Source organism: uncultured Oscillibacter sp. (genome assembly GCF_900544955.1).
Classification (GTDB): Bacteria; Bacillota; Clostridia; order Oscillospirales; family Oscillospiraceae; genus Oscillibacter.
In genome coordinates this window covers 1-21,069 of sequence record NZ_UQXD01000040.1, presented here as the reverse complement: position 1 = coordinate 21,069, position 21,069 = coordinate 1, and the positions used below count along the sequence as shown (strand labels likewise).

Below are 21,069 nucleotides of genomic sequence, written 5' to 3'. Positions count from 1 at the left end.
TGGCGGCGGGGTATCACCTGGCGGTGCTGGCGGCGTTCAAATACACCGGCTTTCTCACCGGCGGCGCCGTGGCGCCGTCCTGGGTGCCCCTGGGGCTCAGCTTTTTCACCTTCCAGCAGCTCTGGCTGCTGAAGGAGGCCTATACCGGCGAGTTCCGGCCGGACCAGGCGGGGGCGCTGCCCCTGTACGCCTTCTTTTTCCCCACCGTCACCTCCGGCCCCATCCTGCGGCCCGGGGCCTTCTTCCCCCAACTGAAAAGGGAGAAGTGCCTGGCGCCGGACGGGACGGACCTGGCCGCCGGGCTGTACGCCATCTGCTGCGGCATGGTGAAAAAGGTGCTGCTGGCGGATCCCCTGGGCGTGGTGGTGAACAACGGCTGGGCGCGGGCGGGGGACCTCTCCGCCCCGGCGGCCTGGCTGGTGATGCTGGCCTATACCTTCCAGCTCTACCTGGACTTCTCCGGCTACTGCGACATCGCCGCCGGCGCCGCCCGGCTGCTGGGGGTGCGCCTGCCGGTGAACTTCGACTCCCCCTACCGCGCCTTGAGCGTGGGGGCGTTCTGGAAGCGGTGGCACATCACCCTCACCACCTTTTTGCGGGAGTGCCTGTACATTCCCCTGGGCGGGAGCCGCCGGGGCCGGGGGCGGACCTACGCCAACATTCTGCTGGTGTTTCTCGCCAGCGGCCTCTGGCACGGCGCCGGATGGACCTTTCTGGTCTGGGGCGGCCTCCACGGCCTGGCCCAGATTCTGGAGCGGGCCTGGGGCGTAGGCCGGGAGCGGTTGCCGGCAGCCCTCCGCTGGGGGCTGACATTCCTGTTCCTCAACGTGGCCTGGGTATTTTTCCGGGCCCCCGACCTCCCGGCCGCCGGGGCGCTGATGTCCGCCGCCGTGTCCGGGGGGCTAGCCCTGCCGGAGGCGTGGCTGCTGGAGGGGCTGCTGTCCGCGGAGCAGACGGCTCTGGCGGCGGCGGCCCCCGCCCTGGCGGAGCCGCTGGCCTGGCTGGCCCTGGGGGGCATCGGCGCCGCGGCCGCCTGGGCGTCGCTGCTGCCGGGGAACACCATCCGGCGGATGGACACCTTCCGCCCCACCCTCTGGCGGGGGGCGGCGCTGGCGGTGCTGGGGAGCTGGTGCGTCCTGTCCTTCTCCGGCATCACCACCTTCATCTACTCCAATTTCTGAGGAGGGCCCCGTGAGACATTCTTACAAACGCTGGGCCTGCGGCCTGCTGGGCGGCATATGCCTGCTGCTGGCGGCGGCGGGGGGGTTCGTCTGGGCGGCGGACCCCTGCCTGTACCTCCGCCTGCCGGAGAGCGGCCGGGCCGTGTTTTTCAACGAGCGGTACCAGAACGCCGGCCTCCTCCGCCACGCCCGGGCGGACACGGTGGTGCTGGGCACCTCCATGGTGGCCAACTACCGGCCCAGCCAGATCGAGGCGGTGTTCGGCGGGCGGGCCGTGAAGCTGACGGTGCCCGACGGCTACATGAGCGAGTTCGACACGGTGCTGGAGGCCGCCTTCCGGGCCCACCCGCCCCAGCGGGTCCTCTTCGGCCTGGACGCCAACATTCTGACCCGGGACGAGAGCGGCCTCACCGGTGCCCTGCCGGAATACCTCTACAACGCCAATCCCCTGGACGACCTGCGGTACTTTTTGAACCGGGATACCCTCTACTACAGCGCCTACGCTCTGCTGGCCCGGCATCAGGGGGGCGGCACCCCCCTGGACGACGCTTTCACCTGGGATGCGGGCATCTGGTGGAACCACATGACCGCCCTGGAGAACTACGACCGGCCAGAGCCGGCGGCGGAGGCCGCGGCGGCGGACGCGTATCTGGAGAACGCCGCCGCCAATCTGGCGGTGCTGTGCCGCTGGCTGGAGGCCCACCCGGATACGGAGTTCTCCATCTTCTTCCCGCCCTACAGCCTGCTCTACTGGGACAAGATGAACCGCCTGGGGGAGACGGACGCGGTGTTTGCCGCCCTGGACCTGGCCTGCCGGACGCTGCTGCCCTATGAGAACGTCCGGCTGTACGGGTTTTTGATGGACGAGGAGATCGTGGGGAACCTGGACTACTACTGCGACTATATCCACTGCTCCGGCGAGGCCGACGGCCTGGTGCTGGAGAAGATCCGGGCGGGGGAGAGCCGCCTGACCCAGGAAAATATGGAGAAGACCCTCGCCAACTGGCGGGAATTTGTGGTACACTATGACTACGACCAGCTGTGGACGGACGAGTACTGGTGGGCGTGGAACATTGCCCACGGCGCCCCCATCGTCTGGCAGCCCGGCGGAGAAGACGGAACGTAATGCCCCAAACGGAGGTTCACGCATATGACAAAACAGGCCAACATTCGCAATTTCAGCATCATCGCCCACATCGACCACGGCAAGTCCACCCTGGCGGACCGGCTGCTGGAGAAGTGCGAGGCGGTGAGCCAGCGGCAGATGGAAAACCAACTGCTGGACAACATGGATTTGGAGCGGGAGCGGGGCATCACCATCAAGGCCCGGGCGGTGAAGCTGGACTACCGGGCCCGGGACGGCCAGCTCTACGAGCTGAACCTCATCGACACCCCGGGCCATGTGGACTTCAACTACGAGGTCTCCCGGTCCCTGGCCGCCTGCGAGGGGGCGGTGCTGGTGGTGGACGCCACCCAGGGGGTGGAGGCCCAGACCCTGGCCAACACCTACCTGGCCATGGAGCACGACCTGGAGATCCTGCCGGTGTTCAACAAGATCGACCTGCCCGCCGCCGACCCGGAGAAGGCCAAGCACGAGGTGGAGGACATCATCGGCCTGCCCGCCATGGACGCGCCGGAGATCTCCGCCAAAATGGGCATCCACATCGACGAGGTGCTGGAGGACGTGGTGCGCAACATCCCCGCCCCCCGGGGAGACGCCGCCGCCCCCCTGAAGGCCCTGATCTTCGACAGCCAGTACGACAGCTACCGGGGCGTCATCGTGTATCTGCGGGTGGTGGAGGGCACCCTGCGCACCGGCCAGACGGTGAAGCTGATGGCCTCCGGCGCCGTCTACCAGGTCATCGAGTGCGGCCACCTCCTGCCTCTGGGCATGGAGCCCTGCGACGCTCTGGAGGCCGGGGAGGTGGGCTACTTCACCGCCAGCATCAAAAACGTCCAGGACACCCGGGTGGGCGACACCGTCACCGACGCCGCCCGGCCCACGGCGAAGAGCCTGCCGGGCTACCGGCCAGTGCAGCCGATGGTCTACTGCGGCATCTACACCGAGGACGGCTCCAAGTACCCGGACCTGCGGGACGCCCTGGAGAAATTGCAGCTCAACGACGCCTCCCTCTCCTTCGAGCCGGAGAGCTCCGCGGCCCTGGGCTTCGGCTTCCGCTGCGGCTTTTTGGGGATGCTCCACATGGAGGTCATTCAGGAGCGGCTGGAGCGGGAGTTCGATCTGGATCTGGTGACCACGCTGCCCTCCGTCATCTACCACGTGTACAAAACCGACGGCACCCAGGTGCTGGTGGACAATCCCCACAACTACCCGGACCCCGCCGTGATCGAGCGGGCGGAGGAGCCCTATGTGAAGGTCTCCATCATCAGCCCCAACGAGTACGTGGGCAACATCATGCCCATGTGCCAGGACCGCCGGGGGGAGTTCAAGGACATGCAGTATCTGGACACCCACCTGGTGGAGCTGCACTATCAGATGCCCCTCAACGAGATCATCTACGACTTTTTCGACACCCTGAAGGCCAATACCAAGGGCTACGCCTCCCTGGACTACGAGCTCTCCGGCTACCGGCCCAGCGAGCTGGTGAAGGTGGATTTGAAGCTCAACGGCGACGGTGTAGACGCCCTGAGCTTCATCGCCCACAAGGACAAGGCCTACGCCCGGGCCCGGCGGCTGTGCGAGAAGCTGAAGGAGAACATCCCCCGCCAGCTCTTCGAGATTCCCGTCCAGGCGGCCATCGGCGGCCGGGTCATCGCCCGGGAGACGGTGAAGGCCATGCGCAAGGACGTGCTGGCCAAGTGCTACGGCGGCGACATCACCCGGAAGAAGAAGCTGCTGGAAAAGCAGAAGGAGGGCAAGAAGAAGATGCGGAGCCTGGGCAGCGTCCAAATTCCCACGGAGGCCTTCCTGGCGGTGCTGAAACTGGACGAGTGAGCTTGCCCGCCATCCCAGGGGTGGCAGCCGGAGGGCGTGTCTCAGCAGAAAACGGCGGGAACCCGGGCGTCGCCCGGGTTCCCGCGCAAAAGACCCCCGGGCCTGATCCGTCAGGCCCGGGGGTCTTTATGTGCAGACGGGCCGAATCGTCATCAGGAGGATGCCCGCCGCACGGTCCAGCCAGCGCCAGGAGACCTCCCGGGGCCCGGCGCCGCCGGGCAGGTCCAAGGAGCAGGAGAAGCGGTAGGTCTCCCGGCCCTCCAGCTGGGAGAGGACCGTCTCCAGCCGGGTGGCCCGCCGGAGGGCGGTGCGCCGGGGGGTGGGGGCCTGGCTCCGCAGGCATTGGGCCGCCAGGGCGCGGTAGGCGGCCTGGGGCGGCAGATCGGGCCCGCGGCCCCAGAGGCGGCAGCATCCGGAGGCGGCGTCCACCGTCAAAACCGCGTCGTAGTCCCGGGCCAGGGCCTCCAGGATGGCGGCGGGCAGGTGGTCCTCCTGGGCGCTGCGGACGGTGCAGAAGGCGGTGAGGCGGCCGGTGGCCGGGTCTTCCAGAAGCTGGATCTCCGTGCGGGCCCAGAGGCTGCGGTCCCGGTCCGTCCAAAAGCGGTGGTCCAGGGTCTGGCAGGTCTGCCCCTGGCGGAAGGCGGAGAGAAGGGCCTCCCGGGAAAAGCAGGTGTGGAAGGCCCGGCGCTCCGCCTCTTCGGGCACATTGTCCCGCAGGTGGCGCAGGCAGGCGTCCGCCGTGTTGCCGAAGAGCACCCGGCTTACGTGGCGGCTGAGGCCCTTGGCATCCAGAATACGGTCCTCCGTCAAGTCCAGCCGGGCCAGGGCCAGCACGCCGGGGGCCAGCTTTTTTTGCCCCGCCTTCAGCTGCTGAAAGCGGGCGTCCAGCGCCTTTTGGGCGGTGACGTCCTCCGCCCGGCCCAGCAGGCGGACCACGTCGCCCCGGCTGCTGAGCTGCCGCAGCCAGGACACCCGGTACCACCGCCAGCCCTGGCTGTCGTAATCCCCCCGGTATTCCAGGGGCTCCGCCGCGGGGCGGGTGGCCGCCCGCTTCACGGCGGCGGCAAAGCGCCGGCGGTCGTCGGGGTGGATGAAGCTGGTCTCGCCGGAGGAGGAGAGGTAGCCCCCCGCCATGCGGAAGGTCCGGTGGCCGGTGGCGTCCCGGGTTTCGATGCGGGCGGTGTCGGCGGCGGGGTCGTAGTCCAGCAGCAGGAGGTGGGGCCGGTCCAGCAGCAGGTCGCAGAGCTGGCGGTGGAACTGGAGCTGGCCCTCCAGCTCCTTGGCGTCGGTGATGTCGAAGCAGGCGGCGTAGATCAGCTCCCCCGCCGCCTCCGGCCGCCAGAGGGCCTCCGCGCGCACCCACACCTGCCCGCCGTCCCGGCGGCAGAGGCGGCAGTCCCGGCGGAGGGAGATGCCACGGGCCCGGGCCTGGGCCGCCGCCGCGGCCAGCTCCTCCCGGTCGTCGGGAAACACCCGCGTCAGGGGGCCGCCGGCGGGCGGGGGCGCGGGGGCGTCCGGGTCCTCCCCCAGCAGCGCCAACAGCCCCCGGCTGATGCGCAGGGGGACCAGGGCACCCTCCGCCGTCCGCCGGAGGAGGCAGTAGCCGCCGGGCAGATGGTCAAACAGGGCGGAGAGCTGGGACTGGGAGTCGTGGAGCTTGTCCAGGGTCTCCCGCAGCCGCAGCTGGCTCTGGCGGCGGTGGTCGATGTCCAGCAGCACGGCGTAGAAGGTGGAGACCCCCTCCCGGGTGTGGAGCAGCTCCGCCCGCACATCCACCCACAGCGCTGGGCCCTCCCGCCGCCGCAGGCGGCACTCGTGGGCGGCGCCCCGCCCATCCCGGACGGCGTCCAGCAGCGATTGCAGCAGGTCCGGGACGTCCTCCGGCTCCACCAGGCGGGTGAAGTCCGGGGCCGCCAGATCCAGCAGCTCCCGGCGGCTCCAGCCGGTGAGGGCGGAGAGAGGCGGGGTGCAGGTGAGCAGCCGCAACCCGCTGCGGCTCAGCTCCAGCACCGCGGCGGGGATGGGCAGGTGGTCCGCCAGCTGGCCGACGGGCACCTCATCGCCGTCCCGGGCGGGGTCCAGCAGGCAGGCCGCCAGGCCGTACATGGGCTGGTAGCAGGTGACGGACAGGGCCCGGCCCAGCACCGTGGTGTAGGAAAAGGAGGCGGCGGAGCCGGAGAAGGCCACGTGCTCCAGGGGCCGTAGGGCCTCCAGCTGCCCGGCGGGGAAGCGGCTGGTGAAGGTCAGGTTCCGCAGCTCCCTGGCGGAGAGGCCCAGCAGCTCCCCGGCGGCGTCGTTGGCGAACCGGCACACCAGATCCACCATCTCCCCCCGGCCGTTGGCCCGGATCTCCGCCAGCAGAAAGGGGATGCGGCTGTGGGAGAAGGGCTTTGTGAACTTGTCCAGATGCTTGGCCACGGCGCCCCCGCCTTTCCAGGAAAAAATCACTTCTATTATATCGCACCGCCGCCCCGGGTGCAACGTCATTCCGCCGCAGGGGGGGAAGGCTCTCCGAAATGCACAAAAAGTAATACCTCTCGGGGGGAAAAGTCTATCCCCCCGGGGTGAGAAATGATTGACTGTTGTGGGAAAAACCGTCATAATAGCTTAAAATAAGGTAAAATTGACGTCATGCGGTCAGATGCGGGAGGAAGCTATGAAGAAGGGCTATTTGGTGTTGCAGGACGGCCGGGTGTTTGAGGGCATCCGGTTCGGAGCGGACGCCGATACCGTGGGAGAACTGGTCTTCACCACCGGTATGTGCGGGTATATCGAGACCTTGACGGACCCCAGCTACGCGGGACAGATCGTCCTGCAGACCTATCCCCTCATCGGAAACTACGGCATCATCCGGGAGGATTTCGAGGGCGCGTGCTGCGTGCGGGGATACGTGGTCCGGGAGTGGTGCGATGCCCCCTCCAATTTCCGCACGGACTGCGACCTGGACGCCTTTTTGAAAGAGCAGGGGGTGCCGGGGCTCTGGGGCGTGGACACCCGGGAGCTGACCCGGATCATCCGGGAGCACGGCGTCATGAACGCCGTGCTCTGCGACCAGGTCCCTGCGGACCTCAAGGCGGTGGAGACCTACGCCGTCACCGGCGTGGTGGAGGCCGTCACCTGCCGGGAGCCCCGGCTCTGCCCGGCGGAGGGGGAGGAGCGCTTCCGCGTCTCCCTCATCGACTACGGCGCCAAGCACAACATCATCCGGGAGCTGCAAAAGCGGGGCTGCGCCGTCACCGTCCTGCCCACCTCCACTCCGGCGGAGGCGGTTCTGGCGGCCCGGCCCGACGGGGTGATGCTCTCCAACGGCCCCGGGGACCCGGCGGAAAACGTCTTCGCCATCCGGCAGATTCAAGAGATGCTTGGCAAGGTGCCCCTCTTCGGCATCTGCCTGGGCCACCAGCTGACGGCCCTGGCGGCGGGGGGCGCCACCTACAAGCTGAAATACGGCCACCGGGGCGTCAACCAGCCCGTCCGGGACCTGAGCGGCCGGCGGACCTATATCACCAGCCAGAACCACGGCTACGCCGTGGACTCCGCCACGGTGAAGCGGGGCACGGTCTCCTTCGCCAACGCCAACGACGGCACCTGTGAGGGCATCGACTATCCGGACCTGAGGGCCTTCACGGTGCAGTTCCATCCCGAGGCCTGCACCGGCCCCAAGGACACGGCCTTCCTCTTCGACCGGTTTGTGGAACTCATGAAAGGGGGTGAGCGGTAATGCCGCTGGACACCAGTATCAAAAAGGTCCTTGTCATCGGCTCCGGCCCCATCGTCATCGGCCAGGCCGCAGAATTCGACTACGCCGGCGCCCAGGCCTGCCGCATCCTCAAGGAGGCCGGCGTCAACGTGGTGCTGTGCAACTCCAACCCTGCCACCATCATGACCGACCAGGCCATGGCGGACGAGATCTACCTGGAGCCCCTCACCGTGGACACCATCAAGCGCATCATCAAAAAGGAGCGGCCCGACAGCGTGCTGGCCAGCCTGGGAGGCCAGACCGGCCTGACGCTGGCCATGCAGTTGGACAAGGAGGGCTTTTTGCAGGAGCAGGGTGTGCGCCTGCTGGGCACCGACGCCAAGGCCATCTCCCGGGCGGAGGACCGGGAGCTGTTCAAGGAGGCCATGGCGGAGATCGGCCAGCCGGTCATCGCCTCCGACATCGCGGAGACGGTGGAGGGAGCCCTGGAGGTGGCGGAGCGCATCGGCTATCCCGTCATCGTCCGTCCCGCCTTCACCCTGGGCGGCGCCGGCGGCGGCGCCGCAGAGACGCCGGCGGAGCTGCAAATCATCGCCCAGACGGGGCTGGACGCCTCCCCCATCACCCAGATTCTGGTGGAAAAGGCCATCTTCGGCTGGAAGGAAATCGAGTTTGAGACCATGCGGGACGGCGTGGGCAACGTCATCGCCGTCTGCTCCATGGAGAATTTGGACCCCGTGGGCGTCCACACCGGCGACTCCATCGTGGTGGCCCCCACCCAGACCCTGGCGGACAAGGAGTTCCAGATGCTCCGCTCCGCCTCCCTGGACATCATCACCCACCTGGGCATCGTGGGCGGCTGCAACTGCCAGCTGGCCCTGAACCCGGACACCTTTGAGTACGCGGTCATTGAGGTGAACCCCCGGGTCAGCCGCTCCTCCGCCCTGGCCAGTAAGGCCACCGGCTACCCCATCGCCAAGATCACCACCAAGATCGCCCTGGGCTACACCCTGGACGAGATCAAAAACGACATCACCGGCAAGACCTGCGCCTGCTTCGAGCCCACGCTGGACTACATCGTGGTGAAGATGCCCAAGTGGCCCTTCGACAAGTTTGCCGACGCCTCCCGGAAGCTGGGCACCCAGATGAAGGCCACCGGCGAGGTCATGTCCATCGCCCCCAGCTTCGAGATGGCGCTGATGAAGGCCGTCCGGGGCGCCGAGGTGGGCATGGACTCCCTGAACCGCAAAAAGGACCCGGAGGACCACGCCCCCATCTGGGAGCGGCTGCGCCGGGTGGACGACCACCGGCTCTTCACCGTGTTTGAGGCGCTGAAATCCGGCGTCTCCATCGGGGAGATCTTCGGCATCACCCGGATCGACCGGTGGTTTTTGGCCAAGCTGAAAAAGATGGCGGACTTCGAGCTGGCCCTGGAGAAGGGGGGGCTGACGGCGGAGCGCTACGAGCAGGGCAAGCGCCTGGGCTATCCCGACGACACGCTGCTGCGCCTCTCCGGCGCCGCGGCGCTGCCGGTGCCCGCCCGGGAGGCCGTCTACAAGATGGTGGACACCTGCGGCGCGGAATTCGACGCCGAGACCCCCTACTTCTACTCCTCCTTCGACCGTTTCTGTGAGTCCCGGACCTTCCCCCGCTCCGGCAAGCCGGTTATCATGGTGCTGGGCTCCGGCCCCATCCGCATCGGCCAGGGCATCGAGTTCGACTACTCCTCCGTCCACTGCGTCTGGACGCTGAAGGAGCTGGGGTACGAGGTGGTCATCGTCAACAACAACCCGGAGACCGTCTCCACCGACTACGACACCGCCGACCGGCTGTACTTCGAGCCGCTGTTCCCCGAGGACGTCATGCACATCATCCGGGTGGAGAAGCCCGTGGGCGTGGTGGTGGCCTTCGGCGGGCAGACCGCCATCAAGCTCACCAAGTTCCTGGACAGCCACGGCATCCCCATCCTGGGCACCTCCGCCGAGTCCATCGACATGGCGGAGGACCGGGAGCGGTTCGACGAGCTGCTGGAGCGCTTCCACATCAAGCGCCCCCGGGGCTGCGGCATCACCGGGATGCAGGGCGCCCTGGACGCCGCCCACGAGCTGGGCTATCCCGTGCTTCTGCGGCCCTCCTACGTCATCGGCGGCCAGAACATGGTCATCGCCCACAACGACGAGGACGTGCGCACCTATATGGAGGTCATCCTCTCCGGCAAGATCGAAAACCCGGTGCTGGTGGACCAGTACCTCATGGGCAAGGAGCTGGAGGTGGACGTCATCTCCGACGGCAAGGACGTGCTGATTCCCGGCGTCATGCAGCACATCGAGCGCACCGGCGTCCACTCCGGCGACTCCATCGCCGTCTATCCCCCCTTCTCCATCGGGGACAAGATGCTGCGGGTCATCGAGGAGTGCTCGGAAAAGCTGGCCCTGAGCCTGGGTACCAAGGGCCTCATCAACATCCAGTACCTCATCTACCAGGGGGAGCTGTACGTCATTGAGGTGAACCCCCGGGCCAGCCGCACCGTGCCTTATATCTCCAAGGTCACCGGCGTGCCCATGGTGGACCTGGCCACCCGGGTCATGGTGGGCCAGCCCCTGAAGTCCCTGGGCTACGGCACGGGCCTCTACAAGCAGCCCCCCTACGTGGCGGTGAAGGTCCCCGTGTTCTCCTTCGAGAAGATCACCGACGCCAACGCCGCCCTCTCTCCGGAGATGAAATCCACCGGCGAGGTGCTGGGCCTGGGCAAGAACATGCAGGAGGCCCTCTTCAAGGGCCTGGTCTCCGCCGGATACAAGGTGGAGCGTGCCCAGCGGGGCGGCGTGCTGATCTCCGTGAACCACCGGGACCAGCCGGAGATTGTCAACATCGCCCGGAAGCTGGACGAGATGGGCTTCAAGCTCTACGCAACCGAGGGCACCGCCAACGAGATCTCCCAGCTGGGCACCGACGTGGAGGTGGTGGGCAAGCTGGGCAAGGACAACCGGGTGTTTCAGATGCTGGAGGAGGGGCTGATCGACTACGTGATCCTCACCGGCTCCACGGAGCCCAGCTATATCCGGGACTTCATTCATCTCAACCACCGCTGTGTCCAGCTGGGGATTCCCTGTCTCACCTCCCTGGACACCGCCAACGCCCTGACGGATATCCTGGCCTCCCGGTACACCCAGCAGAACACGGAGCTCATCGACATCTGCCACCTGCGCACGGAGCGCCAGCGGCTGAAATTCGCCAAGATGCAGACCTGCGGCAACGACTATATCTTCCTGGAGAACTTCCACGGGGAGATCACCTGTCCCGAGTCGCTGTGCGTCACCTTCTGCGACCGGCACTACGGCATCGGCGCCGACGGCATCATCCTCATGGAATCCTCCGACCTCGCCGACGCCCGGATGCGGATGTTCAACAGCGACGGCAGCGAGGGGGCCATGGCGGGCAACGCCCTGCGGTGCATGGGCAAATACCTCTATGACAACGGCATCGTCCGCAAGGAGGAGCTGGCCATCGAGACGGGCAAGGGGATCAAGCAGGTGCGCCTCTACACCACCAACGGCAAGGTCACCTCCGCCTGCGTGGACATGGGCCGGGCCACCCTGGACACCGCGGCGCTGCGGTTCGCCATTCCGGAGCAGACGGTGGTGGACTACCCCGTGCGCATCGGCGGACGGCCTTACAACATCACCTGCGTGGACATGGGCAACCCCCACTGCGTGGTGTTCTGCCCTCGGGTGGACGCGGTGGACGTGGAGTTCATCGGCCCCCGGTTTGAGCACGCCCCCTACTTCCCGGAGCGGATCAACACGGAGTTCATCCGGGTGGTGAATCCCAGCACCATCAAAATGCGGGTCTGGGAGCGGGGCAGCGGCGAGACCCTGGCCTGCGGCACCGGCGCCTGCGCGGCGGTGGTGGCGGCGGTGGCGGGCGGCCTGTGCGCCAAGGGCGGCGATATCACGGTCCGGGTCCGGGGCGGCGATCTGGTGGTGAATTACACCGACGAGAAGATCACCCTCACCGGCGACGCCAAGCTGGTCTACACCGGCGAGGCGGAGTATTAAGCGTTGACACGGGCCGGTGCTCCCTTTGGGGGAGCACCGGCCTTTCGAGAGGAGGCGGAGACGATGGAGCCATCGCGCTGTCAGCGCTCGGAGTCCCTCTGCGCGGCGGCGCTGCTGGCCCTCAGCGGCGGGCTGCTGGACGCCTACACCTACCTCTGCCGGGGCGGGGTCTTCGCCAACGCCCAGACGGGGAACATGGTGCTGCTGGCCATCCGGGCGGCGGAGGGGGACTGGGGGGCCGTTTGGCGCTATCTCGTCCCCATCGCCGCCTTCGCCTGCGGCGTGTGGGTGGCGGAGGCGGTGAAACGCCGCCAGCGGGGCGGCGGCCGGTTCCACTGGCGCCATACGGTGCTGGGAATGGAGATTGCGCTGGTGGCGGCGGTGGCCTGGGTGCCTCTCGGCCCCTGGGACGGGGCGGTGAACGTGGCGGTCTCCTTCGTCTGCGCCCTGCAGGTGGAGGCCTTCCGCAAAGTCCGGGGCCGGGCCTTCGCCTCCACCATGTGCACCGGCAACCTCCGCAGCGGCACGGAGGCGCTGTACCGCTGGGGCGCGGTGGGGGAGCAACAGAGCCTGGGGACCGCCGGGTGCTACTTTGCCGTCATCGCCTGCTTTTTGGCCGGGGCGGCCCTGGGCGGGGTGCTGCTGCCCCGGCTGGGCCAGTGGACGGTGCTGGCGGCGGCGGGACTCCAGGCCGCCGCCTTCCTGTGGATGTGCGGCCAGTAAAAAATTTGCGGCAGCACCTTTTCAGAGGCGGCCTCTTGTGTTATCATTTTCACATATGCGGCCCCGGGCCGGACAACCTGATGAAGTGGGAGAGATTGCAGCTATGAGCACGCCGGACCAGCCCCAGCGATCCTATCCGAAGATCGGAATGCGCAACATCAAAACCGCCATCGCGGCGGCCCTCTGCGCGCTGGTGTACTTCTTTTTGGACCGCAGCCCCGCCTTCGCCTGCATCGGCGCCATTTTCGGTATGGGCAGCGATTTGGAGACCTCCAAGCTCCACGGCGGAAACCGCCTCTTCGGCACCGTCATCGGCGGCCTTCTGGGCATCGCCCTGTTCCGGGTGTACCTGATCTTCTACCCGGAGGGCGGGCGGTCCTTGCTGCTGGTGCCCCTGGTGTTTTTGGGCACGGTGCTGCTGATTCTCCTGTGCCAGATTTTCTGGGTGGGCGGGGTGCAGCCCGGCGGCGTGGTGCTGTGCATCCTGCTGTTCAACACCCCGGTGGACAGCTATGTGAGCTACGCCCTGAACCGCATTTTCGACACCGGCATCGGCGTGGTGGCGGCGCTGTTCGTCAACAGCCTGTTTCCCGGCGGCTTCACCTTCCGCCGGGTGGAGGCCTGCTACCTCCACATGGAGGAGGAGCTGGAGGAGCACCGGCTGGAAAAGGAGCGGGAGCAGGCCGCCCGGGACGGGGAGGAGCAGACCCCCCAGGGGGGACCGGCCTGAGGCGTGCGCCCCGGCGCCCTGCGGAAAACGCCCGAACGAGGAAAACCTTCGTTCGGGCGTTTTTCCATGGGATGGACGCGGCACCCCGCTTGTGGTATGCTGGAGGCGCCGCCCGGACCGGGCGGGGAGAGGGGGGAGAACGGATGAAGCGGTGCATTGACGCCTCTCCATGCAGAGCCTGACCGGATGGCTTGCGGGGAGAGACGAGAGGAATCCGGCTTGCTTTGCATGGAGAGACCCGGGAAAAAACATGTAAAGGAAGATGGAAATGAAGTATACAACGGTTGATTTGCAGACCTGGGAGAGGGGCGGCCTCTTCCAGTACTATATCCGGCAGCTGCGGGTGGTCATGAGCCTGACGGTGGACATCGACGTGGCGCCCCTGGCGGCATACGCGGCGGCGCGCGGCCTGAAGTTCTACCCCGCCATGCTGTGGGCGGTGTCGAAGGTGGTCAATGCCCACGAGGAGTTCCGCTACGGCTGGGACGGCGAGGGGAACCTCATCCGATGGGAGCAGGTCTCCCCCTCCTACACCGACTTTCACCGGGAGGACGGGCGGTTCACCAAGCTGGTGACGGCGTACGACGGGGATTTGCAGACCTTCCACGCTCGATGCATGGCCGACCAGGCGCGGGCCCAGGCCTTCCGCGGCATCCTCCCGGACCCGCCGCCGAACTGTTTCGACGTCTCCTGCCTGCCCTGGGTGCGCTACCGCCACTTTGACCTCCACGTGTTTGACGAGGGGACCTTCCTGGCGCCGGTGGTGACCTGGGGGAAGTACGAGGCGGAGGGGGACCGGCTGATACTGCCGCTGACGATGAACCTGCACCACGCGGTGGCGGACGGCTTCCACCTGTGCCGCTTTTTCAGCGAGGTGCAGGCGCTCATTCAGGCGCTCCCCTGACGCCGGAGGCGCGCAGTACAGGGAAAGAGCCCCCTCCCTCCCGCCTTGGCGGGAGGGAGGGGGCTTCGCCGTTCCCCGGCAAAAGGGGAAATCAGTGGAAGGAGATGGGCGCGGCCAGATTCCGCAGCAGGGCCACCACGCTCCAGCCCGCCACGGTGCTGGAGGCGGAGTAGATGTCCAGCTCCGCCCGCACGCCGCAGGCCTCGGCGGTGATGCGGTGGTCGTCCCCCTGGAAGCCGGGGATGGTGGTGATGCGGACGGCGGTCTGGGCGGGGCCGGTGGTGGTCAGGGCCGCCGCCACGGTGACGTTCACCTGGGTGGGCAGCAGGTCGATGGCCTCCCGGGCGGTGCCGGAGAAGGCCTCGGTCTCCGCCTGCAGCAGCCCCTCGTGGTACAGGGGGGAGTTCTGGAGGGAGGCGGGCCGCTTGCGGGCGTGGACGGCGGCGGTTTCCTCCTGGCCGGCGGCCTGGGCCATCAGGGTGATGGTCTGGAGCACGTCGAACCCGCCAATGGCGCCGCTGGCCACGTGGACCCGGCCGCCGCCAGCGGCGGCGCAGGCGCGGACCTGCTCGTAAAAGGCATCGTCGGCGAAGGCCCCGGCAGAGAGCACCACCAGCTGGATGCCCCGGGACAGCACCGGCAGGGCCAGGTCTCGGAGGGCCTGGACGCTGGCGGCCTCCGCCACAAAGTCCGGGGCCAGGTCCAGCAGCTCCTCCAGGGAGGCGCAGGCCCGGCAGCCCGCCAGGGCGGCGGTCTCCGCTGCGGAGGCGGGGGTGCGGCTGTATACGCCCACCAGGTCGTAGTCCGGCAGCAGGCCGTCCGCCGCGGCCTTTGCGATGATGCGGCCCAGCAGGCCGCCGCCCACCAGGGCCAGTCGTTTCCGTTCGTTCATGGGAGGTCTTCCTTTCCTGTTGGATGGGGACCGGCGCTTAAGGGCCGCCGCGCCCCGATTTTCTCCATCCTACCACAGATGGGCCGGGAATGCCAGAGGAGGACGAAAACGGGCCAAAAAACCAAAAACAGACGGTCCCCCTGCCCGACTTGGGCGGGGGGACCGTCTTGTTTACCGGTTATGCAGGGGGCGGGTCACTCCTTGATCGCGGCCTGGGCGGCAGCCAGGCGGGCGATGGGCACCCGGAAGGGGGAGCAGGACACGTAGTCCAGCCCGGTGCGGTGGCAGAACTCCACGGAGGAGGGGTCGCCGCCGTGCTCGCCGCAGATGCCCAGGTGCAGCTCCGGATTGGTGGAGCGGCCCAGCTTGCAGGCCATGGCCACCAGGCGGCCCACGCCGATCTGGTCCAGCTTGGCGAAGGGATCGCTCTCGTAGATCTTCTTGTCGTAGTAGGCGCCCAGGAACTTGCCGGCGTCGTCCCGGGAGAAGCCGAAGGTCATCTGGGTCAGGTCGTTGGTGCCGAAGGAGAAGAAGTCGGCGGACTTGGCGATCTCGTCGGCGGTGAGGGCGGCCCGGGGGATCTCGATCATGGTGCCCACCAGGTACTTCATGGAGGAGCCGGCGGCGTGGATGATCTCGTCGGCGGTCTTCACCACCACGCTCTTCACGAAGGCCAGCTCCTTCGCCTCGCCCACCAGGGGAATCATGATCTCGGGGACCATCTTCCAGTCGGGATGCCGCTTCTGGACGTTCAGGGCGGCCTTGATGACGGCCCGGGTCTGCATGGCGGCGATCTCCGGATAGGTGACGGCCAGGCGGCAGCCGCGGTGGCCCATCATGGGGTTGAACTCATGGAGGGCGGTGATGCTGTTTTTGATGTCCTGGACGCTCTTGCCCATATCCTTGGCCAGCAGCTCAATGTCCGCCTCCTCGGTGGGGACGAACTCGTGCAGCGGGGGATCCAGGAAGCGGATGGTGACGGGGCAGCCCTCCATGGCCTCGTAAATCCCCTCGAAGTCGGACTGCTGCATGGGCTCCAGCTTGGCGAGGGCCTTCTCCCGCTGCTCCACAGTGTCGGAGCAGATCATCTCCCGGATGGCGGGGATGCGGTCCTCGTTGAAGAACATGTGCTCGGTGCGGCACAGGCCGATGCCCTGGGCGCCGAAGGTCCGGGCCTGGGCGGCGTCGTGGGGGGTGTCGGCGTTGGTGCGGACCTGGAGGCGGCGGAACTTGTCCGCCCAGCCCATGACCCGGCCGAACTCGCCGCCGATGGAGGCGTCCACAGTGGGCACGGCGCCGTCGTAAATCTTGCCGGTGGAGCCGTCCAGGGAGAGCCAGTCGCCCTCCCGGAAGGTCTTGCCGCCCAGGACGAAGCACTTGTTCTCCTCGTCCATTTTGATCTCGGAGCAGCCGGACACGCAGCACTTGCCCATGCCCCGGGCCACCACGGCGGCGTGGGAGGTCATGCCGCCCCGGACGGTGAGGATGCCCTGGGCGGCCTTCATGCCCTCGATGTCCTCGGGAGAGGTCTCCAGGCGCACCAGGACTACCTTCTCGCCCCGCTGGGCCCAGTCCTTGGCCTCCTCGGCGGTGAAGACGATCTTGCCGCAGGCGGCGCCGGGAGAGGCGGCCAGGGCCTGTCCGATGACGGGGGTCTCCTTCAGCACCGCGGCGTCAAACTGGGGGTGGAGCAGGGTGTCCAGGGACCGGGGCTCGATCATGGCCACGGCCTGCTTTTCGGTGATCTGGCCCTCGTCCACCAGGTCGCAGGCAATTTTCAGGGCGGCGGCGGGGGTGCGCTTGCCGTTGCGGGTCTGGAGCATGTAGAGCTTGCCGTTTTCCACGGTGAACTCCATGTCCTGCATGTCGTGGTAGTGGTCCTCCAGCAGCTTGCACACCGTCTCAAACTGGGCGAAGGCCTCGGGGAACTTCTCCGCCATCTGGCTGATGGGCATGGGGGTCCGGACGCCGGCCACCACGTCCTCGCCCTGGGCGTTGGTCAAAAACTCGCCGAAGAGCTTCTTCTCGCCGGTGGCGGGGTTGCGGGTGAAGGCCACGCCGGTGCCGCAGTCGTCGCCCATGTTGCCGAAGGCCATGGACTGGACGTTGACGGCGGTGCCCCAGGAGTAGGGGATGTCGTTGTCCCGGCGGTACACGTTGGCCCGGGGGTTGTCCCAGGAGCGGAACACCGCCTTCACGGCGCCCATCAGCTGCTCCTTGGGGTCGGTGGGGAAGTCCTGGCCGATCTTGGCCCTGTACTCGGCCTTGAAGGCCCCAGCCAGATCCTTCAGGTCCTCGGCGGTCAGGTCCACGTCCTGGGTGACGCCCTTTTTCTCCTTCATCTGGTCGATGAGCTGCTCAAAGTACTTCTTGCCCACCTCCATGACAACGTCGGAGTACATCTGGATGAAGCGGCGGTAGCAGTCCCAGGCCCAGCGGGGGTTGCCGGACTTCTTGGCCAGCACCTCCACCACATCCTCGTTGAGGCCCAGGTTCAAAATGGTGTCCATCATGCCGGGCATGGAGGCCCGGGCGCCGGAGCGGACGGAGACCAGCAGGGGGTTTTCCCGGTCGCCGAACTTCTTGCCGGTGATGGTCTCCATCTTCTCGATGTATGCCATGATCTCGGCGCAGATGCCGTCGTTGATCTTCTGGCCGTCCTCGTAGTACTGGGTGCAGGCCTCGGTGGTGATGGTGAAGCCCTGGGGGACGGGCAGGCCGATGTTGGTCATTTCGGCCAGGTTGGCGCCCTTGCCGCCCAGGAGCTCCCGCATCCCGGCGTTGCCCTCCGTGAACAGATAACAATACTTTTTGCTCATTTTCATTCCTCCGTCTTTTGTCACTGCCAAACAGCAGATAAACGATTAAAACCCTTGGGAAAACGATTGTCTGGAAAGACTATAATATTATAATGGGAACTTTTTTGGAAAACAATGCATAAATAACATAAGAAAGTGAGAGAAAAACCGGCAAATCCGCCAAAAAGCGACGCTATGGTGCCATAGCGCCGCCATTTCGCGGAAAATCGGGGTTATCGCAGGTCCTGGCCCAGGAGGTATTTTTTCAGCGGCACGTATAAAAGCGCCGAGACCAGCAGGGCGATGAGGGTGTTGGGCAGCATGTAGGCGCCGTTGTAGACGATGGAGTAAAAGGAGGGGCTGGTGAAGGTCCAGTTCATGAAGGCGGTGGGCACCAGAATTTTGTAGATGGTGACGCCGCTGAGGTAGTGGACCAAAAACCGCCCGGCGCAGCCCACCACGGTGCCGGCGAAAATGCCCCACTTCTTTCCCTTGAACAGCCCCGCCAGGCCCAGGGGGGTGAAGGCCGCCAGATAGTCCAGCAGCATGGACTGCCAGCCCCAGGCATAGGCTCCGTCGAAGATCAGCTGGAGCAGGCCGAAGGTGAAGCCGGCCATCAGCCCGGGGCGCAGGCCCCAGCGGACGGCAAAGAGCAGAATGGGGAACATGGCGGGGGTGATGGAGCCGCCGTTGGGGGCCTCCGCCAGCTTGAGATAGGCCAGAATCTGGGCCAGGGCCACCATGATGGCGCCCTCGCACAGCATCCGGACCCGGAGATGGGTCTTGCTTGTCATCGGTTTGTCCTCCCAAAAAATAAAGTACCGCAGGCCAGCAAACGGGCTTGCGGTACGGAGAAACGAAGGTCGTTCACTTCCTACGCCGGCATTACCCGGATCAGGTTCGAGGGACCGGAGGCGGCAACATCGCCTCTGCATCTCAGCCGGAACAGCTTCCAGCGCCCCTGTGTTCACTTGTCTTGCGGTCGGCTTTGATTGTAGGGGATTCCCCGCCGTTTGTCAAGGGCGGCGCGGATTCCGGCTTTTCTTTTTGGACGGGGTGTGGTATCATGAAGTATCCTCGGCGCCGCTTTGGCCGGCGCCCAATCCCTCAGGGAAAGGAGCACCCGCCATGAGCCTGTTCGGCCTGCCCGAAACCGACCCCGCCGCCGCCCGCATCCGGGAGGCCGCCACCCGGGGGACGCTGTCCCACGCCCTGCTGTTTACCGGCAGCGGCGACCGGCTGGCCGCCGCCCGGTATGCCGCCGCCGCCCTGGAGTGCACCGGGGAGGACCGGCGCCCCTGCGGCGTCTGCCCCGGCTGCCGCAAGGTGCTGGCGGACATCCACCCCGACGTGGTCACCGTCCGGGACGAGGCCCACAAGAACATCGCCGTGGACGTGGTGCGCCAGATCCGGGCGGACGCCTACATCCGGCCCAACGAGGGGCGGCGGAAGGTGTACCTCTTTCCGGACTGCGCATTGTTGACGGAGCAGGACCAAAACGTGCTGCTGAAAATCGTGGAGGAGGGGCCGCCCTACGCCGCCTTCCTCTTCTGCGCGGAGAACGCCGCCGTGGTGCTGCAAACTCTCCGGTCCCGGTGTGTGGAGCTGAAGCTCCGCCCGGCGGCGGCGGGCGAAGAGGCGGCGCCGGAGGCGGCGGAGGCGCTGTGCCGCTGCCTGGGGCGGAAAAAGCGGGGCGCCGTGTCGGAGCTGGCGGTGCGGCTGGAGAAAAAGCGCATCTCCCGGGAGGAGCTGGCCGCCCTGCTGGAGGGGAGCCGGGCTGCCTTCGCGGCGGCGCTTTTGCTGCTGTACGGACAGCAGCCGGAGGAAAAGCACCGGGAAATTGCGGTATTTCTTGCGAAAAACTTGACAAAAACGCAAATCATGCGCACAATAGAACTGTTACAGAAGTACCGCGGGGAGTGCACCTACAACGTCGGCGCGGGCCACGTGCTGGGCGCCCTGGCGGTGGAATTGGAGGGTATCCTTTGACAGAAGTCATCAGCGTCCGCTTTCGGAGCGGATGTAAAAATTATTATTTCGACCCCAGGGGGGTCCAGGTGAAGATGGGGGACCAGGTGATCGTGGAGACCGCCCAGGGCCCGGAGTTCGCCACCTGCACGGAGGCCAACCACGACGTGGAGGACTCCGCCATCGTCAAGCCCCTGTGCGCCATGCTGCGCATGGCCACAGACAACGACCGCCGCACCGTGGAGTACAACAAGAAGCGGGAGAGCGAGGCCTTCGACACCTGCGAGAAGAAAATCGCGGAGCACGGCCTGGATATGAAGCTGGTGAACGTCTCCGCCAGCTTTGACGGCAACAAGATCATTTTCTACTTCACCGCCGACGGGCGGGTGGACTTCCGGGAGCTGGTGCGGGACCTGGCGTCCGTGTTCCGGGCCCGGATCGAGCTGCGGCAGATCGGCGTCCGGGACGAGGCCAAGATGATCGGCGGCCTGGGTATCTGCGGGCGGCCCTTCTGCTGCTCCCAGTTTTTGGACGGATTTTTGCCCGTCTCCATCAAAATGGCCAAGACCCAGAACCTGAGCCTGAACCCCGCCAAGATCTCCGGCACCTGCGGGCGGCTGATGTGCTGCCTGAAATACGAGCAAAACGCCTATGAGGACGCCGCCAAGCGGATGCCCAAGCCCGAGTCCTTTGTCCAGACCCCCGACGGCCCGGGCAACGTGAAGAGCGTGGACCTGCTGCGGGAGACCATGAAGGTCAGCCTGGACAGCGCCGCCCCCTCGGAGCCCATGAAGTGCTACCACGGCTGCGAGGTCTGCATCCTGCGCAACGGCAAGGGCAGCCGGGAGGGGATTGAGATTCCCGAGCGGCCCGCCCGGTATGTGGAGGAGAAGCCGGAGGAGGAGTTCCTCGCCCCGGTCATCACCGGCACGCCCTTCTACACCGCACCGGAGCTGGAGGACGCCCCCACCCGGGAGAAGATGGGCGTGGAGAGCGGCGAGGGGGGCAAGCCCCGCCGCCGCCACCGGGGCGGGCGCCGCCGCAGCGGCAAGCCCGCCGGGGACCAGCCTCCCCGGCAGGAGCAGTCCCCCCGGCAGGAGGCCAGGGGGCCGGAGGAGAAGAAGTCCCAGGGCGGCAAGCCCCGTCCGCCCAAGCAGCA

At 66.9% G+C, this 21,069-nt stretch carries 14 protein-coding genes and 1 riboswitch; of the genes, 10 read left to right on the top strand and 4 right to left on the bottom strand.

The features are described from left to right. From QZS21_RS09360 to lepA, 3 genes are all read left to right on the top strand, one after another. Positions 1 to 1,181, top strand: a 1,181-nt coding sequence (locus tag QZS21_RS09360) for an MBOAT family protein (RefSeq protein ID WP_295582696.1), incomplete at its 5' end; no start/stop codon positions are given. A gap of 10 nt (positions 1,182 to 1,191) precedes the next feature. Further along, positions 1,192 to 2,307 (top strand): hypothetical protein, encoded by a 1,116-nt coding sequence (locus QZS21_RS09355; RefSeq protein WP_295582694.1) that lies wholly within the window; start codon positions 1,192 to 1,194, stop codon positions 2,305 to 2,307. 24 nt (positions 2,308 to 2,331) lie between these two features. Continuing rightward, the gene (gene lepA / locus QZS21_RS09350) at positions 2,332 to 4,137 is read left to right on the top strand and encodes a translation elongation factor 4 (protein WP_295582692.1); all 1,806 of its coding nucleotides are present in this window, start codon (positions 2,332 to 2,334) and stop codon (positions 4,135 to 4,137) included. 126 nt (positions 4,138 to 4,263) lie between these two features. Here the strand turns inward: lepA and QZS21_RS09345 are convergent, their stop codons facing one another. Continuing rightward, positions 4,264 to 6,555: a PAS domain-containing protein gene (locus QZS21_RS09345; protein WP_295582690.1), complete on the bottom strand. Its 2,292-nt coding sequence runs from the start codon at positions 6,553 to 6,555 to the stop codon at positions 4,264 to 4,266. A 238-nt stretch (positions 6,556 to 6,793) separates the two neighbouring features. Between QZS21_RS09345 and QZS21_RS09340 the strand changes: the two genes are divergently transcribed. The 5 genes from QZS21_RS09340 to QZS21_RS09320 all read left to right on the top strand — a co-directional run bounded on the left by QZS21_RS09340 (position 6,794) and on the right by QZS21_RS09320 (position 14,252). Continuing rightward, on the top strand, positions 6,794 to 7,858 hold the full coding sequence (locus tag QZS21_RS09340) for a carbamoyl phosphate synthase small subunit (RefSeq protein ID WP_295582688.1): 1,065 nt from the start codon (positions 6,794 to 6,796) through the stop codon (positions 7,856 to 7,858). Beyond that, positions 7,858 to 11,895: a carbamoyl-phosphate synthase large subunit gene (gene carB, locus QZS21_RS09335; protein ID WP_295582686.1), complete on the top strand. Its 4,038-nt coding sequence runs from the start codon at positions 7,858 to 7,860 to the stop codon at positions 11,893 to 11,895. Before QZS21_RS09340 ends, carB begins: the two co-directional genes overlap by 1 nt. A 63-nt stretch (positions 11,896 to 11,958) precedes the next feature. Continuing rightward, the gene (locus QZS21_RS09330; RefSeq protein WP_295582684.1) at positions 11,959 to 12,618 is read left to right on the top strand and encodes a YoaK family protein; all 660 of its coding nucleotides are present in this window, start codon (positions 11,959 to 11,961) and stop codon (positions 12,616 to 12,618) included. Positions 12,619 to 12,721: 103 nt separating this feature from the next. Further along, positions 12,722 to 13,348 (top strand): aromatic acid exporter family protein, encoded by a 627-nt coding sequence (locus QZS21_RS09325; protein ID WP_295582682.1) that lies wholly within the window; start codon positions 12,722 to 12,724, stop codon positions 13,346 to 13,348. Positions 13,349 to 13,616: 268 nt separating this feature from the next. Further along, on the top strand, positions 13,617 to 14,252 hold the full coding sequence (locus QZS21_RS09320) for a CatA-like O-acetyltransferase (protein WP_295582679.1): 636 nt from the start codon (positions 13,617 to 13,619) through the stop codon (positions 14,250 to 14,252). 91 nt (positions 14,253 to 14,343) lie between these two features. On the opposite strand, the gene QZS21_RS09315 is transcribed toward QZS21_RS09320, so the two are convergent. From QZS21_RS09315 to QZS21_RS09305, 3 genes are all read right to left on the bottom strand, one after another. Further along, complete coding sequence (locus QZS21_RS09315; RefSeq protein ID WP_295582677.1) at positions 14,344 to 15,144, bottom strand: aspartate dehydrogenase domain-containing protein; 801 nt, start codon at positions 15,142 to 15,144, stop codon at positions 14,344 to 14,346. A 194-nt stretch (positions 15,145 to 15,338) separates the two neighbouring features. Then, complete coding sequence (ppdK, locus tag QZS21_RS09310) at positions 15,339 to 17,963, bottom strand: pyruvate, phosphate dikinase (RefSeq protein WP_295582675.1); 2,625 nt, start codon at positions 17,961 to 17,963, stop codon at positions 15,339 to 15,341. Positions 17,964 to 18,175: 212 nt separating this feature from the next. After that, positions 18,176 to 18,736, bottom strand: a complete 561-nt coding sequence (locus QZS21_RS09305; RefSeq protein ID WP_295582673.1) for an energy-coupled thiamine transporter ThiT — start codon at positions 18,734 to 18,736, stop codon at positions 18,176 to 18,178. 60 nt (positions 18,737 to 18,796) lie between these two features. After that, a riboswitch (TPP riboswitch) is annotated at positions 18,797 to 18,915 on the bottom strand. A gap of 155 nt (positions 18,916 to 19,070) precedes the next feature. Here QZS21_RS09305 and QZS21_RS09300 point away from each other — a divergent pair. Together QZS21_RS09300 and QZS21_RS09295 are read left to right on the top strand one after the other, a co-directional pair. Then, on the top strand, positions 19,071 to 19,931 hold the full coding sequence (locus QZS21_RS09300; RefSeq protein WP_295582671.1) for a DNA polymerase III subunit delta': 861 nt from the start codon (positions 19,071 to 19,073) through the stop codon (positions 19,929 to 19,931). Further along, positions 19,928 to 21,069, top strand: a 1,142-nt coding sequence (locus tag QZS21_RS09295) for a stage 0 sporulation family protein (RefSeq protein WP_295582669.1), incomplete at its 3' end; no start/stop codon positions are given. The genes QZS21_RS09300 and QZS21_RS09295, both read left to right, overlap by 4 nt.

Bases quoted from the DNA above. Each gene is read 5' to 3' on its own strand.
- lepA (WP_295582692.1), top strand. From the start codon at position 2,332: ATGACAAAACAGGCCAACATTCGCAATTTCAGCATCATCGCCCACATC.
- QZS21_RS09340 (WP_295582688.1), top strand. From the start codon at position 6,794: ATGAAGAAGGGCTATTTGGTGTTGCAGGACGGCCGGGTGTTTGAGGGC.
- carB (WP_295582686.1), top strand. From the start codon at position 7,858: ATGCCGCTGGACACCAGTATCAAAAAGGTCCTTGTCATCGGCTCCGGC.
- QZS21_RS09330 (WP_295582684.1), top strand. From the start codon at position 11,959: ATGGAGCCATCGCGCTGTCAGCGCTCGGAGTCCCTCTGCGCGGCGGCG.
- QZS21_RS09325 (WP_295582682.1), top strand. From the start codon at position 12,722: ATGAGCACGCCGGACCAGCCCCAGCGATCCTATCCGAAGATCGGAATG.
- QZS21_RS09320 (WP_295582679.1), top strand. From the start codon at position 13,617: ATGAAGTATACAACGGTTGATTTGCAGACCTGGGAGAGGGGCGGCCTC.
- QZS21_RS09315 (WP_295582677.1), bottom strand. From the start codon at position 15,144: ATGAACGAACGGAAACGACTGGCCCTGGTGGGCGGCGGCCTGCTGGGC.
- ppdK (WP_295582675.1), bottom strand. From the start codon at position 17,963: ATGAGCAAAAAGTATTGTTATCTGTTCACGGAGGGCAACGCCGGGATG.
- QZS21_RS09305 (WP_295582673.1), bottom strand. From the start codon at position 18,736: ATGACAAGCAAGACCCATCTCCGGGTCCGGATGCTGTGCGAGGGCGCC.
- QZS21_RS09300 (WP_295582671.1), top strand. From the start codon at position 19,071: ATGAGCCTGTTCGGCCTGCCCGAAACCGACCCCGCCGCCGCCCGCATC.